Below are 21,631 nucleotides of genomic sequence, written 5' to 3'. Positions count from 1 at the left end.
TCACTATCTCCTGCCAAGCTCTGCCTGGCAGTGGGCAACCATGGAAAAGCACAGATATCAGGCCATTATTGTCATTTCTGTTATCGTATTGACACACTGCTGACAGATCGTCTCCGCAAGCATCACTGTGACAAGGAAATGTCCATGATCACTGCCAGATCCGGGCGCAAGCCCTTCTACGTTCACATTGCCACCCTGTTTACCCTGCTGTTCAGTGTGCTGGGCATGCTGCTGATTCTGCTGCAGTTCCAGCAGGGTTCTCGCCAGATGCTGGAACATGAGCGCCACAACTTCAAACAGTACCGGGAACAGCTGGCCCTCGCTCTGCAACTGAACGAGCAGCCAGCCCGCATGTCCCTCAGCCTGCTAGCCAGCAGCCGACTGGCCGACATGAGCGATCTGGCAAGCCGACTGGAGTATCTGCCGCAGCTGGCAGAGATCCTGGCCAATCGCGACAGCTATGGTGCCGTCTACATCGGCTATGAGAGTGGCGATTTCTTTCTGGTACGAAAACTCACGGAACGGGCCCGGGCCACGTTGCAGGCAGTGCCTGAAGGCAGCCAGTTGCTGGTTCAGAGCCTGAGTAGCGGGCGGGGAGAGTTCCTCTATTTTGACGAGCAGCTGCAACTTTTGGCACGGCGAGCCATGGCGGATTATCGATTCGATCCCCGCAGCCGCGACTGGTACCGGCTGGCTCGCGGTTCATCAAAGATTGTCGCCACCACCCCCTATCTCTTTTTTACCACCAGGGAGCCAGGCATGACGCTGGCTGTCACCAGCCATAGCCAACGAGCCGTGATCGGGCTGGATGCCAGTGTCGAGGGGCTCTCGGCCTTGATTGGCGAGCTGCAGTTGCCGCTCCAAAGCCAGGTAGTGTTGTTCGATCGCTCCGCGACCCTACTGGCGGCCGATCCTGTACATCTGCCAGCCTATGATCAGCTAACCCAGCTGCCAGCGATCACGGCTCTGGGCAGCCCAGTCATGGCCGAGCTGAAAACTAGGCTAGAGAGGACGCCTGTGCTGCTGGATGGTTCTCCCCGGGAGCTGACCCTGACCACAGGGGAAAAACAAGAGTGGCTGGTCAATATCTCCCCCCTCGGCAAGGACACCCCTTTTTACATCGCCCTGCTGGTCTCGGCAGATCTGCTCTATCAGCAGGCACGCAATGAAGCACTGATCAATATGGCATGGGCGCTGACCAGCCTGTTGTTGCTGCTGCCAGTAATCTGGATGGTCTCCCGCCGTACCGCTACCCCACTGCTGGCCCTGACCCGCGAGGCCGAGCGGATCCAGCGTTTCGACTTTGGCGAGGGGCAGGTTCCAGAATCGGCCATCCGGGAGATAGATGACCTTGCCCGCACCATGTCCGGCATGCGCCAAACCCTCGGCAACTTCATGAACATGGGTAGAGCACTGGCTGCAGAGCACCGCTTCGACTCCCTGCTAAGCCGCATCCTGCATGAAACCATCGCCGCGGTACAGGCAAAAGGGGGGAGCCTCTACCTGGCCCAACAGCAAAAGATGCAGCCGGTCCAGGCCCGCTGGCAGCAAACCGAGCTGCCCCTTGGGCAGGTTCCATGGCCACAACCATTGCTATCCGGCATGGCCACTTCCCAGCGCATCTCCCTCAGCCTGGATGAGGCGACATGGAGGCAACACCTGGACAGTTGGGGTTCCTTTCCCGACCCATGCCAGCTGGTGGCTGAGCCGCTCTGCAACCATCGTCAGGAGCTGATCGGATACCTCCTGCTGATCCTGCCACGCTGCAGCGAACAGGAGCTGGCATCGCGCATCAGCCTCATCGAAGCGCTGGCGGGCACTTCCGCCTCCGCCATCGAGAACCAGCGCTTGCTGGAAGAGCAGAAACAGCTGCTCGAATCGTTTATCGAGCTGATGGCCGGCGCCATCGACGCCAAGAGCCCCTACACCGGCGGTCACTGCCAGCGGGTGCCGGAGCTGACCCGGATGCTGACCGAGGCGGCCTGCGCCCAGCGACAGGGCCCCTTTGCCGATTTCACTCTCAACGAGGAGGAGTGGGAAGCCATCCATATCGCCAGCTGGCTACATGACTGTGGCAAGGTGACCACCCCGGAGTTCGTGGTCGACAAGGCCACCAAACTGGAGACCCTCTACGACCGGATCCACGAGATCCGCACCCGTTTTGAAGTACTCAAGCGGGATGTCTATATCGAGAGCCTCGCTGCCCGCTTGTCATCAGAGATCAGAAGTGCCTGCCGGGAAGAGGCAGCCCCGCGCTGGGCCGAGCTGGATCAGGAGTTTGCCTTCATCGCCGAGTGCAATCTGGGTGGCGAGTGGATGGCCCCCGAGAAGATTGAACGGCTCGACGCCATCGCCAGCCGCACCTGGCTGCGCACCCTGGACGATCGGCTCGGCATCAGCCGGGAGGAGATCAAGCTGCGTCAGAAAGAACCATCTCCCGAGTTGCCCTGCCTCGAGCCACTGCTGGCCGACAAGTGCTGGCACCTTGTGCCTCGTCCGGATGGAGATCGGTTCGACGAGCACAATCCCTGGGGCTTCAAGGTCAAGGTACCGCACCATCTCTACAACCGGGGGGAGAGATACAACCTTGCCATCAGCAGGGGAACCCTCACCGAGGAGGAGCGCTACAAGATCAACGAGCACATCATCCAGACCATACGCATGCTGGAGCACCTCCCCTTCCCCCGTCATCTGCGCTGCGTGCCGGAGATTGCCGGCGGCCATCACGAGCGGATGGATGGCAAGGGTTACCCACGCCAGCTGACCGGATCACAGATGAGCGTACCGGCCCGCATCATGGCTATCGCCGATATTTTCGAGGCTCTGACCGCCAGTGATCGCCCCTACAAATCTGGCAAGACGGTCTCCCAGGCTCTTGCCATCATGCAGAGCATGGTACGTGAACAGCATATCGACCCGGATCTGTTCGTTCTGTTTGTCAGCAGCGGTATCTGGCGCGATTACGCCAGACGCTTCCTCGAGACCGCCCAACTGGATCAGGTGGATGAAACCGCACTGCTGGCCGCACAGGCCTAGCTGGGTCATATCTTCTTACATTTGCGGGCTGGCCTGAACGCCCCGGGCTGGTTATAACGGTGCCCCTATAGCGAAGGGGGAGCAATAGACTCCCCCTCACTCTTTGTCACACCATACTGTTCAGGTTATCTATGTCAAAACATCTCGTTCTGCTGGGCGCACTGACGCTCTCCGGTTGCGCCCTGTTGTCTCCCCCCGCACCTACCGTCACCCCGGTGCACCTTGCCGATCCCAGCCAGCGCGGCTTCTACATCGAGTGCAGCAGCATGAAAGCCTGCTTCCAGCAGGCCAACCAGACCTGCCCGCAAGGTTACAAGGAGACCGATCGTCACCAGCAGACGCTCTACAGCACCCAGTATCTGGGGGGAAGCTATGACAAGGAGAAGAAAATCTACCAAGCTGCCAAGCCCTATAGCATCGCCAACACGGTCCACTCCCTGACTATCCAGTGTCCCGTCACTAGAGGCTGAGCCAGCCTAAGGGCGATGCTCTCCCATTACCGCGGAAAAGAAAACGGTCAACCCAGGTTGACCGTTTTTCACTATGGCGTAGTCCTTAGAACAGCAGATGCGCTACACCGGCAATCACCGGCAGGGTAACCAGGGTGCGCATCAGGAAGATCACAAACAACTCCCACAGTTTGACCGGGATCTTGCTGCCAAGCAGCAGGGCCCCCACTTCGGACATATAGATCAGCTGGGTCACCGACATGGCGGCAATGACGAAGCGGGTCATCTCGCTATCGATGGTCGAAGCCAGCACAGCCGGAATAAACATATCGGCAAAACCGACCATGATAGTCTTGGATGCGGCTTCCGCCTCCGGCAGTTGCAGCAGTTCCAGCAAGGGGACGAAGGGGGCGCCAAGCCAGTTGAAGATGGGGGTGTGTTCGGCCAGCATCAGGGCACAGGTACCGATCGCCATGACCACAGGCAACACGCCAAACAGCATGTCGAGCGCATTTTTCACCCCTTCCCGGGCGACGGCACCGAGACCGGTCATCTGCTCTGCCTTGGTCAATGCACGTTCGAGACCATAACTCATCACACTGTGCTGGTGGGGCACCGCCTCCTGCTTGCGACACAGGGGAGCGCCATCGATATAGATATCCTTCTTCCAGGATAGCGGCGGCAGACGTGGCACCACGATAGCGGCAACCACCCCAGCCAGACAGACAGTCAGATAGAAGGGAACGAACATGTGTTCCAACTTCACCTGGGAGATCACTACCAGACAGAAGGTGATGGAGACGGCGGAGAAGGTGGTGCCAATAACGGCCGCTTCCCGCTGGGTATAGAACTTCCCTTCGTACTGCTTGCTGGTCAGCAGGATGCCGACACTGCCATCCCCCAGCCAGGAGGCAAAGCAGTCTACGGCAGAGCGACCCGGCAACCGGAATACCGGACGCATGATGCGAGTCATCATAGTGCCGACAAACTCCAGCAGCCCGAAATCGAGCAGCAACGGCAGCAGCAGGCCGGCAAAAATGAAGACTGAAAACAGCACCGGCAGCAGATCGTTGAGCACCAGGCCGCCGGTTGCGCCTGAATAAAGCACCTCTGGTCCCACCTGGAAGAAGGTCAGCAGCACGAAGATACCACCCACCACCCGCACGCAGGCCCAGAAAGGAGAGACGTTGAACAGGCTGTTGAGGAATGGTCTACGCACCAGAATCGCCGGTTTGAACAACCAGGTGATGATAGTCATCAGCATGGTGGTAGTGATCACCGCACTGACCATGGCAACCAGATAATCGGCAAAAACCCGCTGCACCAGCTTGGCCAGCACTGCGACGGGGATGGTGACGTTACCGTCATAGACGACCGGCGTCATGAACAGCAAGATACCGATCAGTGACGGTATTAGAAACATCAACAAGTTACGGCGGGTATTAACCGCAGATGCTTCAAGACTCTTTTCCAGCATGATAAGACTGCCCTAATGTTACTTTTCCATAGCCCGGCCTACCTGCGTATTCATGCATTAACCGGCAAAACGGGCGCAAGAATACTCCAAAAAAATGCACAAACAAGCCCATAATGCATAAATCTGCGCATAAAAATTTTTACAGGTAAACCTTCCATCAAAACAATCAGATACAGAAACGCATATCGATTCAATCGACATCGCCAGATGATTGTTTCATTACTGTTAATTTTGATGGGCAGTATAAACAGTTATCAACGGCAGGCAATAAGTGGCATCACAAACATACCTAATGAGCCACTACTCGACAGGCATAAAAAAACCGGAGCCTGTTCAGGCTCCGGTTATCAATGAAATGGACAGACAAGGGTATCAGTCACGGACGTAGATCACTTCCACACCATCATCATCTTCGTCATCCCAATCATCATCGTCGAGACTTTCGTCAAAGGCCATGGAGGCGGCAAGCGCTTCCGCTTCGGCTTTAGCCAGCTGGTTCTTGTGGTAGTCGTCCCACTTGAACTCCACTTTCTCGATCGCCTCTTTGGCATCCTGCTCCAGCTGACGGGGCATGGTATCCAGCAGATCCAGGATGTCGTAGCAGACCTTCTTGGTCCCTTCCTTGCTGATGGCAGTGATGGCGTAGACCGGCCCTTCGTGGTTGAGGGCGGCTTTCACGCGATCCATCACTTCCTGAGCCTCTTCTTCCAGGATCAGATCCATCTTGTTGAACACCAGCCAGCGCGGCTTGCCAGCCAGTTCCGGGCTGTACTTCTCCAGCTCACGCACGATGGTCACGGCATTTTCAGCCGGATCGGAGCCATCAATGGGGCAAATATCCACCAGATGGATCAACACGCGGCAGCGTTCGAGGTGCTTGAGGAAACGGATACCCAGACCTGCGCCTTCGGCAGCACCTTCGATCAGGCCCGGAATATCGGCGATCACGAAGGAGCGGGAGTTCTCACCACGCACCACACCGAGGTTCGGCACCAGGGTGGTAAAGGGATAATCAGCGACTTTCGGGCGGGCGGCAGAAACAGCGCGAATAAAGGTAGATTTACCGGCGTTGGGCAGACCCAGCATACCGACGTCAGCCAGCAACAGCAGCTCCAGCTTCAGGGTACGCACTTCGCCCGGTGTGCCGTTGCTCTTCTGGCGTGGAGCCCGGTTGACCGAACTCTTGAAGCGGGTATTGCCCAAACCGTGGAAACCGCCCTTGGCAACCAGCAACTTCTGCTCGTGGTGAGTCAAGTCGCCCAGCAACTCGCCGGTATCGTCATCGGTTGCACGGGTACCGACCGGCACGCGCAGGATCTTGTCCTTGCCACGACGACCGGTACAGTTGGCACTCTGGCCATTCTCGCCACGCTCGGCAGCATGGAAACGCTCAAAACGGTAGTCGATCAGGGTGTTGAGGTTCTCATCGGCAACCAGATAGACGTCACCACCGTCACCACCGTCACCACCATCCGGACCACCGTTGGGAATATATTTTTCACGGCGAAAACTTACACAACCGTTACCACCGTCACCGGCATCGACTCGAATCTGGACTTCATCAACAAACTTCATAGGTAACCGTCACCTTAATTCGAAAAACCGATACGCAATTATAGTGGTACAGACCCCTGCGGGCGATACGCATCTTGCCTCTCCGGGCAATCTCGGTACCCGGGTCATCTGCGTTCCGTTTTTTCGTCATTATTTCGGAAAAACAAAAGCCCCGCCTGTTGGCGGGGCTTCGGATCCTTGCGGTCCGTAATTACTCAGCAACGATGCTAACGTACTTACGATTCAGCGGACCTTTAACTTCGAACTGCACCTTGCCGTTCGCGGTAGCGAACAGGGTGTGGTCCTTGCCCAGACCAACGTTCTCACCAGCGTGGAACTTGGTACCGCGCTGACGAACGATGATGCTGCCAGCCAGAACTGTTTCGCCGCCGAAACGCTTCACGCCCAGGCGTTTAGCTTCAGAATCGCGACCGTTGCGGGATGAACCGCCAGCTTTTTTGTGTGCCATCTATCGGACTCCTCTAATTAAGCGCTGATGCCAGTGATTTTGACTTCAGTGAACCACTGACGGTGGCCCGCTTGCTTACGGTGGTGCTTACGACGACGGAACTTGACGATAGTCACTTTCTCGCCACGGCCGTGAGCCACAACTTCAGCTACAACCTTGCCACCTTCAACGAAAGGAGCACCTACTTTAAAAGTGTCGCCTGCAGCAACCATCAGCACTTCGTTGAAGTCGATGGTAGCGCCAGTCTCAACGTTCAGCTTTTCCAGACGAACGATTTGACCTTCGGCCACACGGTGTTGTTTTCCGCCGCTTTGGAATACCGCGTACATTTGATTAACTCCGTAAAGGCATGTCTTTTGCTCAAGGCTAGACATGCGCAAAAACCTATAACAATGGGCGGGCATTCTACGCAAATCGATCTGCTCAGGCAAGGCCAATTTAGCAAAAAGTTTATTTTGTGCGCATATCTGCCGCCGTGGATAAACGCCTAACTGTAACCCATTGTGAAATCGTGTAGAATCCCTGCCATTACTAAAATCGCAGTTATTGCTGCTGTCACGTTACGAGACTTATGGACCAACAGACTATCCGTGCGCTCTGTGCCGCCGACATGACGGCGGTCAATGAACTGATCCTGGCCCGACTCCAGTCCGACGTTAGTCTGATTAATCAGCTGGGTTTCTACATTGTCAGCGCCGGCGGGAAACGGATGCGCCCCATGCTGACCGTGATGGCTGCGCGTGCGCTGGGCTATGAGGGTGAGGATCACCTGAAACTGGCCGCCATCATCGAATTCATTCACACCTCTACCCTGCTGCACGACGACGTGGTCGACGAATCCGACCTGCGCCGCGGCCGGGAGACCGCCAACGCCATGTTTGGCAATGCTGCCAGCGTGCTGGTCGGTGACTACCTCTATAGCCGCTCCTTCCAGATGATGGCCGAACTCTCCAACCTGCGGGTGATGGAGATCCTCTCGGATGCCACCAACACCATCGCCGAAGGGGAAGTGTTGCAGCTGATGAACTGCAACGACCCGGATACCACCGAAGAGAGCTACATGACGGTCATCTACTGCAAGACCGCCAAGCTGTTCGAGGCCGCTACCCGACTCGCCGCCGTGCTGACCCATCAGCCCGAGCCCGTCGAACAGGCCATGACCGATTACGGCAAGTATCTGGGCACCGCGTTCCAGATCATTGATGACGTGATGGACTACTGCTCCCAGAGCGAAGAGATGGGCAAGAACGTCGGCGACGATCTGGCCGAAGGCAAACCAACCCTGCCGCTGCTGCGTGCCATGGATGTGGGCACGCCGGAAGAACGCCAGCTGGTGCGCGATGCCATCGAGCACCGCAACGGTATGGAACATCTTGAGCAGATCCTCGGGATTCTCGACCGTACCGGCGCGCTGGAGTACTCCCGCATGCGGGCCCGGGAAGAGGCCGACAAGGCCATTGCCGCCCTCGCCATCCTGCCGGACTCCCCGCACAAACAGGCGCTGGAAACACTGGCCCACATGGCCGTACAGCGCAGTGCCTGAGTAAACGACATGCATGAAAAAGAGGCCTTCGGCCTCTTTTTTATTGTCTGCTATCTGCTGGACAGTGCGTTGCGCCAGACTCAGCGACTCAGCATCCAGAGGATTACGCTACCCGCAACCACTAACGAGCCGCCGATACGGCGCAACTGCTCCGGTGGCTGATCGCTCAGCAGCCGTAACATCTGCTGCCATGCCCTGGGCATCAACAACGGGCCGAGCCCCTCGAACAACAACAGCAATCCCAACCCCATCAGCATGGATGTCAGCATCCGACCTCCTTCAATGCAACCAGCCCCTCGGGTCAACGGCTGGCATTGGCACCAAAAACAAAAGGGTCTGACAATGCAGACCCTTTGAATGTGACCTCGTGGCGATTACTGCTTGGTGCCTTCAGGAGACTTGAAGTAACGGAAAAACTCGCTATCCGGCTTGAGCACCATCAGGTCATTGCCACCGGCGAAGCTCTTGCGATAGGCCTCCATACTGCGCACGAAGCTGAAAAACTCGGGGTCTTTCTTGTAGCTGTCAGCATAGATTTTGGCGGCTTCCGCATCCCCTTCACCGCGCAGTTGACGAGCGTTACTCTCGGCGTCGGCGATCATGACGGTCACCTTGCGGTCGATATCGGCCCGCAGGATCTCGGCCTGCTCACGCCCCTGGGAGCGATGCTCACGGGCCACGGCAGTACGCTCGGCCCGCATCCGCTGGTAAATGGAGTTGGACACTTCCACCGGCAGGTTGATCTGCTTGATCCGCACATCCACCACCTTGATGCCGAGCTCGGAGGAGCGCGCCATCTTCATCAGAGCATCTTCCATCACGGTACTGCGTTCACCGGAGACGATATCCTTGATGGTACGATTACCGATCTCGGAGCGCAGACCGTTGTTGATCTTGCGCTTGAGCAGATCCTCGGCCTGCAACTTGTTGCCACCACCGGTTGCCAAGTAGTACTTGGAGAAGTCCTCGATCTTCCATTTCACATAGGAATCGATGATCAGGTCTTTCTTCTCGGAGGTGACAAAACGGTCAGCCTGGCTGTCGATGGTCTGGATGCGTGCATCCATTTTGCGAACCTGGTCGATGAGCGGCACCTTGAAGTGCAGGCCCGGTTCATAGAGGCGGGGTTCACCGGAGTCAACCCGCTTCACCTTGCCGAACTGCACCACAATCCCCTTCTGGCCTTCATCAACGATAAAGACAGAGGAGAAGCAGACCATGGCCGCGACAGCGATTGCACCAATAGCTAGCTTTTTCATCTATCAGTTTCTCCCTGAGCTGAAGCGGTCACCGCTACGCAGCGGCGTCGGAGTGGAGTTGGCGCCCTCGTTGGAAGCTGGCGTGGACTCGATGGTCGGCGCAGCAGCTGGACGCCCCTGCTGGACGCTCGCCTGCTTGCCAGCCAACTTGTCGAGCGGCAGATAGATCATGCTGTTGTTGCCAGCCGGCATGTCGACCACCACTTTATTGGCCTGCTGATAGAGCTCTTCCATGGTCTCCAGGTAGATACGATTGCGTGTCAGATCGGGCGCAGCTTGATACTGGGGCAGCAGCTCGTTGAAGCGGGCCACTTCACCCTGGGCTTTCAGCACAATCTGGGACTTGTAGGCTTCCGCCTCCTGCTCCAGACGCTTGACCTGACCACGGGCCTTCGGCTCGACTTCACGGGCATAGGCTTCGGCCTCGCGGATGAAGCGTTGCTCATCTTCCTGAGCGGCAATGGCGTCATCAAACGCATCCTTCACCTCTTCCGGCGGACGAGCCGGCAGGAAGTTGACGTCGACGATCTGCAGACCCATCTGGTAAGGCTCGATGATGCCATCAATCACCTGCCAGGTCTCCTGACGCACCTTCTCACGACCGGTGGTCAGCACGTCGTCCATCTTGGTGTGGCCCACAACATAACGCAGGGCACTGTCGGTGGCCTGACTCAGGCTCTCGTCAGCATTCGTTACGCTAAACAGATACTGCTCGGGGTTGACGACACGGTACTGCACGTCCATCTCGACCCGCACCACGTTTTCATCCTGAGTCAGCATGAAACCGGAAGCAGGCAGGGAGCGCACGGACTCGACATCCACAGGGATCACCTTGTCGATAAAGGTGGGATTCCAGCGCAGACCCGGCTCGACAATATGGGAAAACTTGCCAAACCGCAGCACTGCACCACGTTCCGCTTCACGAATGGTGTAGAAGCCGCTGACAACCCACACCACCACAGCGATCACCAGTGCGATGGAGATACCAAAGCGACCGACATCACCACCGGATGTGCCACCACCAAACAGGCCCCCGAAGCGACGGCTCATCTTGCGAAGCATTTCGTCCAGATCAGGGGGCCCCTGATTCTTGCCGTTGTTCCCCCAAGGGTCACGGTCTTTGCCGTTGTTACCAGGCTCATTCCAAGCCATCAGCGTCTCCATTAATACTTGCGGATGGATATCACCTCTATCAGAACATCAATGTCTGATAAAGCGTTGTAAACTCTCACCTTCCTGCTTTACGAGGCGGTTCCAGTCGGCCACTTGCAAGCGGACTTCCAGCACGAAATCTCCCTCCTCGCTAAAACCTTCCTGTTCAATGCCCTTCAACTGATAAAGCGCACTGCGCAATCTTGCTGCCGAGGGTGGCAACTGCAGGGTGTGGTGCACCATGGAGCCGGCCAGCAGTTCAGTCAGCGCCGTAAACAGATGCTCACAACCTTCACCAGTCTGAGCCGACAGCCAGACGCGCAATGGGCGCCCCTCGTCATCTCGCTCCAGACCAGCAGGACGATCAGCCAGCTTGTCGATCTTGTTGCAGATCATCAGCTGAGGCCTGTCGCCAGCTTCAATTTCGGCCAGCACCTGCTGCACAGAGTCGATATTCTCCTGCATCTGCTCATCTGCACAGTCCACCACATGCAGCAGCAGATCAGCTTCACGGGTCTCCTGCAGGGTCGCTTTGAAAGCCGCGACCAGATCATGAGGCAAGTGCCGAATAAATCCAACCGTGTCAGCCAAAATCACATCACCCACATCCCGGATCACCAGTTTTCGCAGGGTCGGATCCAGTGTTGCGAACAACTGGTCGGCAGCATACACGCTGGCAGCTGTAAGTTGGTTGAACAAAGTGGATTTTCCGGCGTTTGTGTAACCAACCAGAGAAACTGTCGGTACTTCGTTGCGGTTGCGGGCACGACGTCCCTGCTCCCGCTGCTTGGCTACCTTGTCGAGCCGGCGCAAAATCGCCTTGATGCGTTCCCGCAGCAGACGTCGGTCAGTTTCAAGCTGGGTTTCACCCGGACCACGCAGACCGATCCCGCCCTTTTGACGCTCAAGGTGGGTCCAGCCTCGCACCAGGCGAGTGGAAAGGTGGCGTAACTGGGCCAGCTCGACCTGCAGTTTACCTTCATGGGTTCGGGCGCGCTGGGCGAAGATGTCGAGGATCAGACCGGTTCTGTCCACCACCCGGCACTGGAACAGACGTTCCAGATTTCGTTCCTGGGCAGGAGTCAGGGCATGGTTGAAGATCACCACATCCGCATCCAGCATCTGGACTTGGGACGCGATCTCTTCAGCCTTGCCACTGCCGACAAAAAATTTGGCACTGGGCGCACTGCGACTGGTGGTAATTACCCCCAGCGCATTGACTCCGGCCGAGCTCACCAACATCTTGAGCTCTTCCAGATCCTCCCGCTCACCCTCATCACTGAAGTTGACATGCACCAGAACGGCCTGTTCGCCAGCTTCATAACGGTCAAACAAGCGCTTGCTCCTTAACAGGAATCATGATGAATCTGAGTTGGCGAGTCGACTCGCCCAGGGATATCACGCCTCGGCATCACCCTGTTCATCAACCGCGCCACCCGGAGTGGGCTGATGATGATTGACGGCACGGGCCGGTACGACAGTCGAGATGGCATGCTTGTAAACCATCTGGCTCACGGTGTTTTTCAGCAGGATAACAAACTGGTCAAAAGACTCGATCTGACCTTGCAGTTTGATGCCGTTCACCAAATAGATAGAAACAGGAATCCGCTCACGGCGCAGCGCATTCAAAAACGGGTCTTGGAGAGATTGCCCCTTAGCCATTTTTCTTTTCCTTATAGTTTGTTGTTTTTAAACACCGAATATCAATATAACAACCTGATTATACAGGGAGTGTCAAGCCGCACCAGCGCGAGCAAGCACGCGGTCGAGATTGCCAGACTCACCAGATTCCAACCAGGTCACATCGGGCCAGCCGCGCAACCAGGTCATCTGTCGTTTTGCCAATTGGCGTGTGGCAACAATGCCACGATAACGCATCTCATCATACCCCACTTCACCGCACAGGTAGTCCCACATTTGGCGATAACCCACACAGCGAATGGAGGGAAGATCCGGGTGCAGATCGCCGCGCGCCATCAGCGCACGAACCTCCTGTTCAAAGCCGCCTTGCAGCATCTTGTCAAAGCGCAGTTCGATCCGCTGATGCAGCACGGCGCGTTCGCTCGGGGCGATGGCAAACTGCAGCACCCGATAGGGCAAGCCCTCCCCCTGCACCTGCGTCAGCTCGGTAAGGGTCTTGCCGCTGATACGGTAGACCTCCAGTGCCCGAGAGAGTCGCTGCGGGTCATTGGGGTGGATCCGCGCCCCGGCCACCGGGTCGATGCGCACCAGCTCATCGTGCAGCGCCTGCCAACCGAGGCGGGCAGCCTCTTCCTCAATCCCGGCACGAACGGCGGGATCGGCGGAGGGTAATGGGGACAATCCCTCCAGCAACGCCTTGAAATAGAGCATGGTGCCGCCCACCAGCAACGGAATGCGGCCACGGTCGGCGATCTCTTTCATCTCCCGCAGGGCATCCTTGCAAAAATCGGCAGCCGAATAGCTCACTGCGGGATCGAGAATGTCGATCAGCCGGTGCGGGGCCTGTGCCAGTTCATCGGCGGTCGGCTTGGCCGTACCTATATCCATGCCGCGATAGATCAGCGCAGAATCGACGCTGATGATGTCGCAAGGCAATACCTGGCACAATTCAATGGCGAGATCCGTCTTGCCGGAGGCCGTCGGCCCCATCAGAAAAATTGCGGTCGGCAAGTCACTCGCCATGTTCAAACTCCTCCAGCACGGTCGCCAGCGAAAGGGGGCGCACCATGCGAATGTCTGCCAGTTGGTCACTGAAATCGGTCACAAGTTCCGTCAGCAGACGACTAGCAGTTGAAAAATCGTATATCTTCTCGCGGCTTATCCCCTGCTCCACCAGCCATTGGCATAATACTTCAGCCTGCTGACCAGCATCACTGTCAGATCCGCCCTCGATAATTTGCAGCAATTCGGGTAACAGACGCACCAGATCGGTCTGGCGCAGCAGAGCCGGCACCCGAGTCAGGATCATGGTGTCGCGCCCCCCGCTTTTCAACTCCAGCCCCATCCGTTTCAGCAAACGCTCCTGCTCGGTCACCAGCGCGATCAAATTCTTCGGCAATTTGAAGGAGACCGGCAGCAACAGTGGCTGGGCCGCCAGTCCCTGACCCCAGGTCTCCAGCAGCCAATGGCGTAGCAGCACACGCTCGGCGCGTACCAGCGAGAGCAGCGCCAGCTGATTATCCCGCTCGATCAACAGGTAGGCCTGCTCCACCAGTGTCAGGGCGCGACATCCCCCCTGTTTGGGTGACGGCACTGGATCAGTGGGCTGCACAGGAGCAGCCTCAGCTTCGATAGGTAGCGTAGTGAGCAGAGCGCCCATGCCGCGCATCGCCTCCCGGCTTGGGGGCTCGGGCGGTTGATAATTGCTGGCTCGGCCAGCCCCACCGCCCCCCTCCCGCACCTGTGCAGGCGCCCGGTAGCTGTGCTCGGCACCGTACCACTCCGGGCGTGGCGCCTGACCGGGATATTCAATCTGCGGACTGACCGGCAACTCGACCAGGGTTTCGGCCAGCAGCGCGTCCTGATGAGCGGCGCTGACTCCTTCGCGGCGCAGCGCAGTAAACAGCGCCTGAAAGATAAAGTCGTGGATCAGTCGCGCCTGATGGAAGCGCACCTCATGCTTGGCCGGATGGACGTTGACATCTACCTGACGGGGATCCAGCTCGATATAGAGCACATAAGCGGCGAAGCGGTCGGGAGGCAGCAGCTCGTCATAGGCCTGACGAATGGCGTGGTTGATGAGCTTGTCGCGCATCATCCGGCCGTTTACATAGGTGTATTGCAGGTCGTTTTGCGGTCTTGCCCCCTCCGGAGTCGCCAACCAGCCCCACAGCCGCACGTCGCTATGCTCGCTCTCCACCGCCAGCGCATGGTGCATGAAGGGGGTGCCGCAAACGGCGGCGAGACGTCGCTCCTGCTCCGGCACGGTATTGGCGGCCTTGTACTGGCGCACCACCTTGCCATTGTGGCGCAGGATCAGGGTGGCATCGAAGCGGGAGAGCGCGATGCGGCGCACCAGCTCGTCAATATGGGCAAACTCTGTCTTTTCGCTGCGCATGAATTTGCGCCGCGCGGGGGTATTAAAGAAGAGATCCACGACCTCCACCGTGGTGCCCACCGGATGGGCCGCAGGCTTGATGGTGACGCTCATCTCGCGCCCTTCCGCCTGGGCTTGCCAGGCTTCGGACTGCTCGGCGGTGCGGGAGGTGAAGGTGAGACGGGAGACAGAGCTGATGGAGGCGAGCGCCTCGCCACGAAAACCGAGGCTGTTGATCCCTTCCAGATCATCCAGCGTGGCCACCTTGGAGGTTGCATGACGCGACAGCGCAAGTACCAGCTCATCTTTGGCGACGCCGCAGCCGTTGTCACGGATGCGGATCAGCTTGGCGCCCCCCTTGTCGATGTCGATCTCGACCCGGTCGGCCCCCGCATCCAGGCTGTTCTCCACCAGCTCTTTCACCACAGAAGAGGGCCGCTCCACCACCTCTCCGGCTGCAATCTGGTTGGCCAGAATGGGTGGCAAAATACGGATCGGCATCATTTACTCCTGAATTTCAATCTTGCGGATAGAGAGCCGTTCCACCACCTCTCCACCAACCGGAATCTGGTTGGCCAAGATAGGGGGCAATATACGGATCGGCATCACTTACTCCTGAATTTCAATCTTGCGGATAGAGAGCCGCTCCACCACCTCTCCACCAACCGGAATCTGGTTGGCCAGAATCGGGGGGTAATATACGGATCGGCATCACTTGCTCCTGAATTTCAATCTTGCTGATGGTATTGGCTAACAGCGAGAGCGGTATCACCCGCTCCCGCGCGTCAGTTTTGCGGAATGTAGAGCACCTGCCCTACCTGAATATTCCGCGATTTGAGCTTGTTGATCTCTACCAGTCGCGCCTGACTCACCCCATGCTTCTCGGCAAGGCGGGAGAGACTCTCCCCCCGCTTGACCACATGGCGGATCATCTGCGACTTGTCATCACTGCGAACGGGGGCGGCAGCGCGGCTCTGCCCCTGCTGGGGAATATAGATGGTCTGACCAATCTGAATATCCCGGCTGCGCAGCTGGTTGATCTCTACCAAAGTGGATTGACTCACTCCATGCTTCTCGGCAAGGCGAGAGAGACTCTCGCCACGTTTGACCACATGGCGGAGCATCCGAGATTTGTCATAGTCGCCCACATTGCTAACCGGCGCACCAGAATCTTGCGCAGCCTCCGAATAGGGCTTGATCACCCCGGCACCTGAACCGGTCGCAGCCGCGCCGTCACGTACTGTCGCTGGCATCTTATTGGTCACCACCGGCTGCGACTGCACTGGCTTGGGCTGGCTCACCGGCTGCGAAGCTACCGGTGCAGAGCGAGTGGTCGCGGCAGGCCTGCTCGCCTGTCCCTTGCCGGTCAACATGGCTCCCTTGGTCGGGTGGGCGCGGTAGTAGTTGCGGATCCCCTCGAAAATGGCGCGGGCCAGCTGATCCTGATAGCTTGAGGTAGCCAGCAACTTCTCTTCCGCATGGTTGGAGATAAAGCCGGTTTCGACCAGCACCGAGGGAATATCCGGCGCCTTCAGCACAGCCAGACTGGCATGCTCCGGGGCCTTCTTGTGCAGTCGGGCAACCTTGCCCAATGAGCGCAGGATCTGACGGCTGACGTCGTAGCCTTCGGCACGGGACTTGTCCATGGAAAGGTCTAGGAAAGTTTGCGCCAGATAGGGATTGGGATCGGATTCCGCCAACACCTTGCCGACCCCGCCCAGCAGCTCGCCCTGCTTCTCCTGCTTCTCCAGCCAGCTGCCCATCTCGCGGTTGGCACGGTTGGTCGAGAGGACCCAGACAGAGGCGCCGCGCGGAGTGGAGTTATGGAAGCTGTCCGCATGGACCGACACCAGCAGATCCGCCTTGGCCTTGCGGGCAATCTCGGAACGCTTGTTGAGGTCGACGAAATAGTCGCCACGACGGGTCAGCACGGCGCGCATCCCCGGCTCGCGGTCGATCAGCGCCGCCAGCTTCTGGGAGACTGCCAGCGTAACTCGCTTCTCATAGGTACGACGCGGACCGATGGAGCCCGGGTCTTCCCCACCGTGGCCCGGGTCGATGGCAATCACCACCCCCCTGCCCTTGCCACCGACGGGCGTGGATTGCACCGCAGCCGCCGAGCGCTTCTCTTCATAAGGCAGATCGATCACCAGACGGTGACCATAGGGCCCGGCTGGTGCCAGCGGAAAGACCACCGGCTTGATGGCGGAGCTGAGATCAAGCACCAGCCGCAGGCCCCCCTTCTCCAGCGGAGTGCTCTCACGTATCTTGCGCACCAGCTCGCTGTTGTTCTCGACCCGGGCCAGATTGGTGGCATTGCTCGCCCCTTTCAGATCGATCACCAATCTATCGGGGCCAGCCAGGGTGAAGTAGTTGTAGTTGGGGGTACTGCTCATATCGAGCACCACCCGGGTGTTATCCGGTGATGGCCAGATTCGCACACTCTTGAGCTGATTCGCCCAGGAGGGTAACGCCATCAAGGAGAGAGCAATAACAAGGATCAAGCGCACGTAGATGACAACCGTTCCAGAATGGCTTCGCCAATAGCAGTGCGGGCCTCTATCAGAGCCTCGCGCTGCTCGCCTACATAAGTAAGGGTAATTTCAAGGTCAGGAGCCGGTAACCAGCCCTCGCCCTTCTCGGACCACTCCACCAGACAGAGAGTATTGGCGGCAAAATAGTCCCGAATGCCCATGAACTCCAGCTCTTCCGGATCAGCCAGACGATAGAGATCGAAGTGATAGACCTGCCAGCCATCGAGTTCGTAGGGCTCGACCAGGGTATAGGTCGGGCTTTTTACCTTGCCCTGATGGCCAAGGCCCTGCACCCAGCCGCGGGTCAGAGTGGTTTTACCAGCACCAAGCGTGCCATGCAAAAACACTGTGGTCGCCTGCTGGCAGGCCTGTGCCAGACGGCCACCCAGTGCCACGGTTGCTGCCTCGTCCGGCAGTGTCATCATCAACTGTTTTGCCATGTTCTTCTTTTTAACTTGTAATGGTGTCGGGATTAACCAGTTTGCGGATCAGCGGCAGCAGATCTGACGCCAGCATGCCCCGTTCGCCGTCAGCGGCGGCCTGATCTGCAGCCTCGCCGTGGATCACGGCGCCCAGCCAGCTTGCCATGGTGGCAGACCAGCCCTGGGCCAAAAGGGCGGCGATTATACCAGATAACAGATCGCCCATGCCGCCACTTGCCATGCCTGGGTTGCCTTCACAACAGAGTGCGACCCGCTCGCCGTCATAAATAAGTGTCCCCGCCCCTTTTAACAACACCACACCGCCATAGCGCCGCTGCAGCGCCTGCACGGCGGAAAACCGGTCGGTTTCAATGTCGGCAATGGTGCATCCCAGCAGGCGCGCCGCTTCGCCGGGATGGGGCGTGAGCACCCAATTATCCTGATGGCGGGGAGATTGCGCCAGCCAATTCAATCCATCGGCGTCCAAAACCAGTGGCAGCCGGTCGGTGAGATAACGGGCGATTTGCGCTCTTCCCCACTCATCCTGACCGAGGCCGGGGCCAATGACCCGCACCGACGCCCACCCCTCGTCATCTGCGGTAGTGAGACTCATCAGTTCGGGTTGATAGAGGCTGACCGGCGGATGTTCCGGATGCTGACATACCCGCACCAGCCCGGCCCCCGCCCGCAGGCAGGCGCGGGCAGCCAGCACGATGGCCCCCTGCATGCCGCGATTGCCCCCCACCAGCAGTACCTTGCCATAAGAGCCCTTGTGGGAAGCGCACGGGCGCGGGGTCAGTTGCGTGCTGAGCAGCGGATAATCGATACGCCAGGCGGCGGGCAGCATAGTGTCATCAGGCGTCACGCCAAGGGGATCACAATCGAGCAGGCCGACGCAATCCACCCCGTCGCCGGTGAGCATCCCCTGCTTGATACCGATAAAGGTGAGGGTGCGAGTGGCCTGCACCATGGCCCCCATGGCACGGCCGGTATCGCCGTTGAGGCCGGAGGGGAGATCCACCGCCAGCACGGGCACAGCCAAGCCATTGATTGTTGCGACGATCTTTGTCAGTAGTGGCGAGAGAGGCGTGTTGACGCCGGTGCCAAGCAGGGCATCGACCACCAGATCCGGGGCGGAGTGCTGGTCCCCATCAAACTGCTCGGCCAGCCAGACCCGGCCACCGGCCGCCAGCCACTCATCGGCGGCCCGTCTGGCATCCCCCTTCAGCTGGTCGGGTGTCCTGGCGGCAATCACCACCACCTCGATGCCAATCTGGCGGGCAAGGCGGGCCAGCACATAGCCATCACCGCCGTTATTACCGGGGCCGACGAAAATCCACCAGCAGCGACTGTCAGGCCAATGCAGAGTGGCATAGGTGCGCAGCACGGCACCGGCTCGCTCCATCAGGGCATAGAGAGGTTGCCCCTCACGCGCGGCCCAGTTGAGCTCCAGTGCGCGGATCTGTTCAGTCTGCCACAGCCCCTGTGGTAAACTGCCCCCCTCTTTTGTGCCCAACGCGCCCCTGATGATCTCTACCATGACGGCTCCCGCCTCTTATCAATCGACCCACGCCAGCAAACGCCGGCCAGGCCAAGCCGCATGAGCGCACCTGACTTCCACCAGCTGGCCCAAGATATCAAGCTCTGGGCACGGGAGCTAGGATTTGACCAGGCGGGCATCACCGACACCGACCTGCGTATCGAAGAGCCGAGATTGCAGGCCTGGCTGGATGCGGGCTATCACGGCAGCATGGATTACATGGCGCGCCACGGCATGATGCGCGCGCGCCCCCACGAGCTGCTGCCGGGCACGGTGCGGGTGTTGTCGGTACGGATGAACTACCTGCCGTTCGAGGCGGGCTTCGCCGCTACCCTGCGCGATCCGACTCTCGGCTATATCAGCCGCTATGCTCTCGGTCGCGACTACCACAAGGTGCTGCGCAACCGGCTCAAACAGCTGGGTGATCGCATTGAAGCGCGCTGCGCCGAGCTGTTTCAAGGCACTGAAGAGACCTTGGGTGAGTGGCGCCCCTTCGTCGACTCCGCCCCCATCCTCGAGCGGCCACTGGCAGCCAAGGCGGGCCTCGGCTGGGTTGGCAAACACTCACTGCTGCTCAACGAATCGGCCGGCTCCTTCTTCTTTCTCGGTGAGCTGTTGCTCAACCTGCCGCTACCGCTCGACCAGCCAGTGGAGAAGGAGCAGTGCGGCAAGTGCGTCGCCTGCATCAACATCTGCCCGACCGGCGCCATTGTCGCACCCTATGTGGTGGATGGCCGCCGCTGCATCTCCTATCTCACCATCGAGAATGACGGCCCTATTCCGGAAGAGTTCAGGCCCCTGATGGGCAACCGCATCTACGGCTGCGACGACTGCCAGCTTATCTGCCCCTGGAATCGCTACGCCGATGCCAGCCCGGAACCCGATTTTAGCCCCCGCCCCAGCCTGCACCGCCCGCCCCTGCTGGCGCTGTGGTGCTGGAGCGAGAGCGATTTCCTCAAACAGACCGAGGGGAGCCCGATCCGCCGCATCGGCTATCAACGCTGGCGCCGCAATCTGGCAGTCGCCCTTGGCAATGGCCCGGCGACCCCCGAGGTGATCGCGGCCCTGCAACTGGGGCTGACCACCGCCGAGCCCATGGTGGCCGAACATATCGAATGGGCGCTGGCCACCCTTGCCCGGCGTCAGGATGAAGAGAACAAGAAGACCCGTTTGCTGATCCGCTGCATCGAAAAAGGTCTGTCGGATCACGCATAAGTGATCTGCCCCTTGCCGGATTGCAGCACTTTTTTCATGCTCTGCCGACCTGCAGTGCCCATAACAGCGTGGTCACTGCAAACTGGTCGGCACACAACAAGGACAACACAGATGCATATGTTGGGAGTGGATATTGGAGGCTCGGGGATCAAGGGCTGTCTGGTGGATACCAAAACCGGCGAATTGATTGGCGAGCGCCATCGCATTGCCACACCGCAACCGGCCACCCCGGCCGCCATCGCCCATACCCTCAAGGCGCTGGTCGAACACTTCGACTGGAAAGGGCCGGTGGGCTGCGGCTTTCCTGCCACCATCCACAACGGGGTTGCCAAGAGTGCCGCCAACATCGACAAGAGCTGGATCGAAACCGATGCCGAGCATCTGTTTGCCGATGTCACCGGCAAGCCCTGCTATGTGCTGAATGATGCCGATGCCGCCGGTCTGGCCGAGATGCGCTTTGGTGCCGGCAAGGATCGCAAGGGGGTCATCGTCCTCATCACGGTCGGCACCGGCATCGGCACCGCCATCTTCGTCAACGGCCATCTGCTGCCCAACACCGAGCTGGGCCATCTGATGCTGGAAGGAATGGTCGCCGAGCACTACTGCTCCGATGCGGCGCGCAAACGGGAAGATCTCTCCTGGAACCGCTGGGGCAAGCGCTTCAACAAGTATCTGGCCCGCCTCGAGTTTCTCTTCTCCCCCGACCTCTTCATTCTGGGGGGCGGCAGCGCAGCCAAGCTGGATAAGTTTGTCGATCGCATCGAGACCCGGGCGCCGCTTATTCCGGCGGCCAGCCTCAATCAGGCGGGCATTATCGGGGCCGCCCTCTACGCGGCCGAGCAGCAGGGCTGACCGACGCTCACTGCAAGTCAGCAGATACCAATGGAAAGGCTCTGTCCCAATTACGTGTTGAAAGGCTAATCTTGAAGTAGGCCATCACCTTGAGGTCTACCATCATGGATA

19 protein-coding genes are annotated in these 21,631 nt (G+C 58.8%); 5 read left to right on the top strand and 14 right to left on the bottom strand.

Annotation, left to right across the window (positions count from 1 at the left end; genetic code table 11):
- The first annotated feature begins 144 nt into the window (after window positions 1-144).
- Together G5315_RS19765 and G5315_RS19760 are read left to right on the top strand one after the other, a co-directional pair.
- Window positions 145-3,036 (top strand): HD domain-containing phosphohydrolase, encoded by a 2,892-nt coding sequence (locus G5315_RS19765; RefSeq protein WP_421333820.1) that lies wholly within the window; start codon window positions 145-147, stop codon window positions 3,034-3,036.
- Between the two features lie 131 nt (window positions 3,037-3,167).
- Window positions 3,168-3,506, top strand: a complete 339-nt coding sequence (locus G5315_RS19760; RefSeq protein WP_421323789.1) for a hypothetical protein — start codon at window positions 3,168-3,170, stop codon at window positions 3,504-3,506.
- Window positions 3,507-3,591: 85 nt separating this feature from the next.
- On the opposite strand, the gene G5315_RS19755 is transcribed toward G5315_RS19760, so the two are convergent.
- From G5315_RS19755 to rplU, 4 genes are all read right to left on the bottom strand, one after another.
- Window positions 3,592-4,962, bottom strand: coding sequence for a YjiH family protein (locus G5315_RS19755; protein ID WP_216952929.1), 1,371 nt, complete (start codon window positions 4,960-4,962; stop codon window positions 3,592-3,594).
- A gap of 372 nt (window positions 4,963-5,334) precedes the next feature.
- A complete protein-coding gene (gene cgtA, locus G5315_RS19750; protein WP_216952928.1) occupies window positions 5,335-6,537 on the bottom strand; it encodes an Obg family GTPase CgtA in 1,203 nt (400 codons plus the stop codon).
- Between the two features lie 190 nt (window positions 6,538-6,727).
- A complete protein-coding gene (rpmA, locus tag G5315_RS19745; protein ID WP_005304202.1) occupies window positions 6,728-6,985 on the bottom strand; it encodes a 50S ribosomal protein L27 in 258 nt (85 codons plus the stop codon).
- A 17-nt stretch (window positions 6,986-7,002) separates the two neighbouring features.
- Window positions 7,003-7,314: a 50S ribosomal protein L21 gene (gene rplU / locus G5315_RS19740; RefSeq protein ID WP_005304210.1), complete on the bottom strand. Its 312-nt coding sequence runs from the start codon at window positions 7,312-7,314 to the stop codon at window positions 7,003-7,005.
- A gap of 242 nt (window positions 7,315-7,556) precedes the next feature.
- Here rplU and ispB point away from each other — a divergent pair, with 242 nt between their 5' ends.
- Window positions 7,557-8,528, top strand: a complete 972-nt coding sequence (gene ispB / locus G5315_RS19735) for an octaprenyl diphosphate synthase (RefSeq protein WP_319919775.1) — start codon at window positions 7,557-7,559, stop codon at window positions 8,526-8,528.
- 80 nt (window positions 8,529-8,608) lie between these two features.
- Here ispB and G5315_RS19730 read toward each other — a convergent pair whose 3' ends face one another.
- The 10 genes from G5315_RS19730 to G5315_RS19685 all read right to left on the bottom strand — a co-directional run bounded on the left by G5315_RS19730 (window position 8,609) and on the right by G5315_RS19685 (window position 19,453).
- Window positions 8,609-8,797, bottom strand: a complete 189-nt coding sequence (locus G5315_RS19730; RefSeq protein ID WP_005339036.1) for a DUF2065 domain-containing protein — start codon at window positions 8,795-8,797, stop codon at window positions 8,609-8,611.
- Window positions 8,798-8,902: 105 nt separating this feature from the next.
- A complete protein-coding gene (gene hflC / locus G5315_RS19725; protein WP_319919774.1) occupies window positions 8,903-9,787 on the bottom strand; it encodes a protease modulator HflC in 885 nt (294 codons plus the stop codon).
- 3 nt (window positions 9,788-9,790) lie between these two features.
- Entirely contained in the window at window positions 9,791-10,939 is a 1,149-nt protein-coding gene (gene hflK / locus G5315_RS19720; protein WP_319919773.1) for an FtsH protease activity modulator HflK, read from the bottom strand.
- Window positions 10,940-10,987: 48 nt separating this feature from the next.
- A complete protein-coding gene (hflX, locus tag G5315_RS19715) occupies window positions 10,988-12,274 on the bottom strand; it encodes a ribosome rescue GTPase HflX (RefSeq protein WP_421333818.1) in 1,287 nt (428 codons plus the stop codon).
- Between the two features lie 63 nt (window positions 12,275-12,337).
- Window positions 12,338-12,601 (bottom strand): RNA chaperone Hfq, encoded by a 264-nt coding sequence (hfq, locus tag G5315_RS19710; protein ID WP_421333816.1) that lies wholly within the window; start codon window positions 12,599-12,601, stop codon window positions 12,338-12,340.
- A gap of 72 nt (window positions 12,602-12,673) precedes the next feature.
- Entirely contained in the window at window positions 12,674-13,603 is a 930-nt protein-coding gene (gene miaA, locus G5315_RS19705) for a tRNA (adenosine(37)-N6)-dimethylallyltransferase MiaA (protein ID WP_421206022.1), read from the bottom strand.
- The gene (mutL, locus tag G5315_RS19700) at window positions 13,593-15,458 is read right to left on the bottom strand and encodes a DNA mismatch repair endonuclease MutL (protein WP_421333815.1); all 1,866 of its coding nucleotides are present in this window, start codon (window positions 15,456-15,458) and stop codon (window positions 13,593-13,595) included. The genes miaA and mutL overlap by 11 nt, the downstream gene beginning before the upstream one ends.
- A gap of 284 nt (window positions 15,459-15,742) precedes the next feature.
- Complete coding sequence (locus G5315_RS19695) at window positions 15,743-17,434, bottom strand: N-acetylmuramoyl-L-alanine amidase (RefSeq protein WP_421333842.1); 1,692 nt, start codon at window positions 17,432-17,434, stop codon at window positions 15,743-15,745.
- 23 nt (window positions 17,435-17,457) lie between these two features.
- Window positions 17,458-17,931 (bottom strand): tRNA (adenosine(37)-N6)-threonylcarbamoyltransferase complex ATPase subunit type 1 TsaE, encoded by a 474-nt coding sequence (gene tsaE, locus G5315_RS19690; RefSeq protein WP_227341987.1) that lies wholly within the window; start codon window positions 17,929-17,931, stop codon window positions 17,458-17,460.
- Between the two features lie 10 nt (window positions 17,932-17,941).
- A complete protein-coding gene (locus G5315_RS19685; protein WP_421333813.1) occupies window positions 17,942-19,453 on the bottom strand; it encodes an NAD(P)H-hydrate dehydratase in 1,512 nt (503 codons plus the stop codon).
- A 60-nt stretch (window positions 19,454-19,513) separates the two neighbouring features.
- Here G5315_RS19685 and queG point away from each other — a divergent pair, with 60 nt between their 5' ends.
- Window positions 19,514-20,668 (top strand): tRNA epoxyqueuosine(34) reductase QueG, encoded by a 1,155-nt coding sequence (gene queG / locus G5315_RS19680; RefSeq protein ID WP_266135433.1) that lies wholly within the window; start codon window positions 19,514-19,516, stop codon window positions 20,666-20,668.
- 111 nt (window positions 20,669-20,779) lie between these two features.
- Window positions 20,780-21,520, top strand: a complete 741-nt coding sequence (ppgK, locus tag G5315_RS19675; RefSeq protein WP_421333810.1) for a polyphosphate--glucose phosphotransferase — start codon at window positions 20,780-20,782, stop codon at window positions 21,518-21,520.
- The last annotated feature ends 111 nt before the right edge of the window (window positions 21,521-21,631 follow it).

Origin of the sequence: Aeromonas sp. 603607 (assembly GCF_049171595.1) — a bacterium.
GTDB lineage: Bacteria > Pseudomonadota > Gammaproteobacteria > Enterobacterales > Aeromonadaceae > Aeromonas > Aeromonas veronii.
This window is presented reverse-complemented; position numbering and strand designations above follow the sequence as displayed.